This is a genomic window from Acinetobacter stercoris, from assembly GCF_900323515.1.
Lineage (GTDB): Bacteria > Pseudomonadota > Gammaproteobacteria > Pseudomonadales > Moraxellaceae > Acinetobacter > Acinetobacter stercoris.
The window spans coordinates 1-4,770 of sequence record NZ_OOGT01000257.1 but is presented as its reverse complement, the minus strand read 5'-3'; the positions used below and the strand labels follow the sequence as shown (position 1 = coordinate 4,770).

Below are 4,770 nucleotides of genomic sequence, written 5' to 3'. Positions count from 1 at the left end.
TATTTGCCCCTACTATTTCTCAAAAAAATAGCACCCATTCCATTATATTATTTAGAATATTTTAATATTGTCCATTTTTAAATAATATCTGCACCTTGCATTAAATAGAAAAATTTACTCAAAGGAATGTGTGTATGTTAACCGTTTTAGGTTTAGGCATGATTTTATGCTTTATGTATTTAATTATGACGAAACGTCTAAGTGCCCTTGTCGCACTCACGATTGTTCCAATTGCATTCGCTCTCATTACTTATGGCTTAAGCTTTTTTGTTGATAGTTTGGCTGGTTTTCAGATTTCCGGTCTTGGAGACATGATGCTTGATGGCATCAAAAAGCTAGCACCTACTGGTGTAATGCTACTTTTTGCAATTATGTATTTTGCCATCATGATTGATACCGGACTTTTTGATCCGTCAGTGAAATGGATTTTACGACAAGTTAAAGGCGACCCTCTCAAAGTCACTTTAGGTACAATAACCTTAACATTAATTGTCTCACTAGATGGTGATGGTTCAACAACCTACATGATCTGTGTGGCAGCAATGCTTCCTTTATATAAACGTCTTGGTATGAGTCCACTGGTCATGGCATGTTTGATGATGCTTGCAAGTGGAATCATGAACCTAACACCTTGGGGTGGACCAACTGCACGTGCAGCAAGTGCATTACATGTTGATCCAAGCGATGTTTTTGTACCAATGATTCTACCGATGCTATTTGCTATCGTATGGCTTTATTTCATTGGATTTATGTATGGTCGAATGGAACGTAACCGCCTAGGTATTATAGAACTAGATGTAAGTCATGGCGACAATATCCAGATTTCAAACCAACCTGAAGCAAATCGGGCAAATTTAAGATGGTTTAACGGCATTTTGACTGTTTTACTGATGTTCTGTCTGGTTAAAGGTGTATTACCAGCACCTATTTTATTCATGGTTGCTCTTTGTATTGCTTTGATTGTTAACTATCCGAAAAACCTTGAACTTCAAAAGAAACTTGTTGCAAACCACTCTGCCAGTGCATTGGCTGTAGTTGGGATTATTTTTGCTGCTGGTATTTTTACAGGAATTTTATCTGGTACCGGGATGGTTGAAGCCATGTCCAAACAGCTAGTAGCGATTATTCCTGAAAGTATGGGACCATACTTGGCACCAATTACTGCGTTAGTCAGTATGCCTTTGACCTTTTTTATGTCAAATGATGCTTTCTATTTTGGGGTCTTACCTGTACTTTCTGAAGCTGCAACCCATTATGGTATCCAGCCTGTAGAAATGGCTCGTGCCTCTATTGTTGGTCAACCTGTACATCTGCTTTCACCACTTGTACCTTCAACATATCTATTATGTGGACTTGCTGGTGTTGAACTAGGCGATCATCAAAAATTTACGATCAAATGGGCAATTATTACGTGTCTGGTCATGCTTGCTGCAGCCATGGTTTTTGGAGTTTTTCCTCTGCATTCAACACTGTCATAATGCCTATAAGACCGATATAAAAAGAGCACCTTTCGGTGCTCTTTTTATATTTTTTCAAGTAAAACTTTTAAAACTTCCTGATAGTGAATTTCAATGTCGTCAGATAAAATCTTGTAGGCATTATCAAACTGTACCATAGGCCACCCTTGCTTCCAGAATGGGAAAATGTCATGTAAATCATTCGTAACAACAGCATCTTCATGAATTATAGCCTGTGCAACCTGTGCCAGAACTTGTGAAGTCTCCGCTCCATCTATCGCCATATAATCAATCCCATGAGCTTTTAAAATACGGATGCGATCTTTCTTATATTTTATTTTTTTAGCTTGAGCCTCATTTAAGCTTAAAGCCAGAGTAACAGCTTCTACAAATTTTTCTTCAAAAGATTGATTTAATGCAAGTAGTGCCTGTTTATGCGCTTCTTGACGACCGGCCTTCCCCCCTTGACGGATTATCTCTTTTGCTTCGAGATCAAGTTCATCATTTTTCATTGATTGTAGAATATCTCTAATTTCGATATCACTTAATGATTCATGAGATTGTTCTGACATAGGAGATCCAAAATAATTCGTTAGTTAATCCTCTATTCTCTCATAATTCTTCGCAATATTAAGCATAATTATTCAAACACAAATTTGCTTGCGGCTTAACTGATTCTATGTTTAAAAATAACTAAAGGACTTTAAAAAAATTTGGGCAATACCATGAAAGCTGTCGCATACCAGAAACCACACAAAATAGAACATCCTAAAGTATTTCAAGACATAGAACTTGATCTACCTACTGTATCTGGCCACGATTTACTTATTGAAGTAAAAGCAATATCAATTAATCCTGTTGATATTAAAATGCGTTTACGTACTCCAGCTGATAATCAGGAATGGAAAGTCCTCGGGCACGATGCCGTCGGGATTGTCAAAGCCATAGGTCCAGATGTTCAAAATTTTAAGGTTGGTGATGAAGTTTTTTATGCAGGATCAAATCAAAGACAAGGCTCCTATGCCCAATATCAATTAGTTGATGAAAGAATCGTCAGTTTAAAACCCAAATCTTTATCCAATGCCGAAGCTGCTGCTCTTCCTTTAACCTCTCTGACTGCCTGGGAAATGTTATTTGAACGTCTACATGTGAATCAACCTATCACAGGGGAAAGTCAAAGCATTTTAGTGATCGGAGCTGCTGGAGGTGTTGGATCAATTACAGTTCAGCTTTTAAAGGCTTTAACCAATTTAACTGTGATTGCTACCGCATCCCGTCCAGAATCCAGGGCTTGGTTACAACAGATTGGTGCTGATCATATCGTTGACCATAGTCAACCCTTGGAGTCGCAAGTTTTGAATCTAGGTATTGGTCTACCCTCTTTTATATTTTCAATCACGGGTACAGCTGGTTATTTAAATGCAATTGAAAAATTGATCGCACCACAAGGTCGTTTTGGGTTGATTGATGATCCTGAAAGTTTTGTAATTAATGGATTTAAAATAAAATCCGTCAGCATACACTGGGAATCCATGTTTACCAGATCAACATTTCAAACCCAGGATATGTATAAACAAGGTGAAATTTTAAATAAGATTGCAGAATTAGTTGATAGTGGAAAAATTAAAACGACTTTATCCGGGCACTTAGGAACTATTAATGCATCCAATATCACCCAAGCCCACACCCTAATTGAAAGCGGTAAAAGCATCGGTAAAATTGTCCTGGAAGGTTTTTGACCTCAAAATGTCAGTAATTTTTTGATACATTGATAAAGGATGCCGCATCAGTATTATTCTGTTATTTTCAATCAAAATTATTGCATTCTATATTTTTATAATAAATCAATATCAATCATCTGATTACATGCTAGGATGATAATGCTTTATTATGTTTAATTTATTTAAATCTTTAATTTTTTCAGATAAGATAGACGTGTATATACAACTTAAATTCTATATTGTTAGAATGATACGCTGAGTAAATGGTTGAAATTTCATATGACAAATAAAAATGTAACTCATAGCAATCTTTCTGTGAATGAAACCAGTCCAGTACCAATTTATATGCAAGTTAAGCAACTTATTCATAATAAAATCAATGATGGTTCATGGACAGCAAACACAAAAATTCCATCTGAAAGTGAATTGGTCAATCTTCTTGGCTGTAGTCGCATGACCGTTAATCGTGCTTTAAGAGAACTCACTGCAGACGGGATTTTGGTTCGGGTTCAAGGAGTAGGTTCATTTGTTGCAGAAGAAAAAAGGCATACTGCTCTTTTTCAAATTCATAATATAGCGGATGAAATCAAAGATCGTAATCATGAACACAAGGCAAAAGTTGTCGTTTTAGAAAGCATCAAAGCAGATACAAATCAAAGCTATTTGATGCAAGTCCGCGAGGGACAACAACTTTATCATTCAATTATTATCCACTATGAAAATGATATTCCAGTACAAATCGAAGATCGGCTGGTCAATGCTTCCATCACACCAGAATATCTACAACAGGATTTTACCCATATCACGCCAAATGCCTACCTTATGTCATTAGTTCCAATGACTGAAGGTGAACATACAGTAAAGGCAATTTTAGCGACAACTCAAGAATGTAAATGGTTAAAAATAAATAAAACTGAACCATGTCTCTTCATACAACGTCGAACTTGGTCAAAAAACAATTTAATTTCAAGTGCACGACTAATCTACCCCGGAACCCGTTACCAGCTCGAAGGTAAATTTACATCGTGATCCAGGTTTTATCTGCTCATCATTATGAAAAAATGCCTTGGAAAAACCGTCAAGGCTTTACCTTTCAAATTGCCTGTAGCCATGAAGATCTCAGTTATTTTGATTGGAGAATCTCGATTGCAGATGTGAAGCAGTCTGGTAAATTTTCCATTTTTAAAGATAAACAACGTGTACTAAGTATATTGGAAGGTGCTGGAATAATACTGCATTTGCCTCATCAAGAATCACATCAAATACAACAGAGCGAACTCTTCCATTTTGATGGGAGTCAAAAGATATATTCAGAACTTGTCGATGGTGAAATTCGGGATTTCAATCTGATTTATAATCCTCAAACAATTGAAGCACAAATTCAATATTTAACAATTCAACCAGATTTTCAATTAGAAATAAAAGCAAAACATACATTCTTGTTTAATACAGCTGAATCAATTCATATTAAAAATAATGCAATCAATCATGAACTCAAACATTATGATACGTTATATATCAATAATAAACTTGGGCAAATGATTGAATTTGAGAATAAACAACAAGCAACCTGTTACTTAATAGAATTAGAT

5 protein-coding genes are annotated in these 4,770 nt (G+C 35.9%); 4 read left to right on the top strand and 1 reads right to left on the bottom strand.

Annotated features, from left to right (window positions below; translation table 11 throughout):
- The first annotated feature begins 134 nt into the window (after positions 1-134).
- Positions 135-1,478, top strand: a complete 1,344-nt coding sequence (locus KPC_RS17985; protein ID WP_121975706.1) for a CitMHS family transporter — start codon at positions 135-137, stop codon at positions 1,476-1,478.
- 44 nt (positions 1,479-1,522) lie between these two features.
- Here the strand turns inward: KPC_RS17985 and KPC_RS17980 are convergent, their stop codons facing one another.
- Positions 1,523-2,029: a hypothetical protein gene (locus KPC_RS17980; protein WP_121975705.1), complete on the bottom strand. Its 507-nt coding sequence runs from the start codon at positions 2,027-2,029 to the stop codon at positions 1,523-1,525.
- A 153-nt stretch (positions 2,030-2,182) separates the two neighbouring features.
- On the opposite strand from KPC_RS17980, the gene KPC_RS17975 reads away from it, so the two are divergent.
- The 3 genes from KPC_RS17975 to KPC_RS17965 form a co-directional block, all read left to right on the top strand.
- Positions 2,183-3,196 carry a zinc-binding alcohol dehydrogenase family protein gene (locus tag KPC_RS17975; protein WP_121975704.1) on the top strand — a complete coding sequence of 338 codons (1,014 nt, stop codon included), beginning with the start codon at positions 2,183-2,185 and terminating at the stop codon, positions 3,194-3,196.
- 261 nt (positions 3,197-3,457) lie between these two features.
- Positions 3,458-4,207, top strand: a complete 750-nt coding sequence (gene hutC, locus KPC_RS17970; protein WP_121975703.1) for a histidine utilization repressor — start codon at positions 3,458-3,460, stop codon at positions 4,205-4,207.
- Positions 4,204-4,770 (top strand): HutD/Ves family protein (locus KPC_RS17965; protein WP_146196663.1); only part of this gene is annotated, 567 nt, incomplete at its 3' end. The genes hutC and KPC_RS17965, both read left to right, overlap by 4 nt.